Source organism: Neisseria sp. HMSC064E01, from assembly GCF_001808875.1.
Taxonomy (GTDB): Bacteria; Pseudomonadota; Gammaproteobacteria; order Burkholderiales; family Neisseriaceae; genus Neisseria; species Neisseria sicca_A.
Genome location: NZ_KV794927.1, coordinates 1 through 264 on the forward strand (window position 1 = coordinate 1; position 264 = coordinate 264).

Annotated in this window: 1 pseudogene; it reads right to left on the minus strand. The window is 51.5% G+C overall.

Annotation, left to right across the window (positions count from 1 at the left end):
- Positions 1 to 101 (minus strand): annotated as a pseudogene (locus tag HMPREF2572_RS14150) (IS110 family transposase); the annotation flags it as partial.
- Between the last annotated feature and the right edge of the window lie 163 nt (positions 102 to 264).

Genomic DNA, 264 nt, shown 5'->3' on the forward strand with positions numbered 1-264 from the left:
GGGTTGTTGGTTTCGGTTTTGGTTTTAGACAAAGACGAAACGGCGATGACGAAGTTTCGTTTGGCGATGTCGATGCCTGCGTAATTGTATTGTGTACTCATCATAAACCTGCCTTGCATTCGGTTGTGTTGTCTGGCAACTGTCCGGTTGTGTCGATGGGTTGCCCGGCCGCTCCCTGAGCTACTCAACGGTTGTTTGCCTTGGTCGGATGCGGATGGCGGCCGGGCGGTTTGTTGCTATGATACGAGAGTTCCGATATACAAG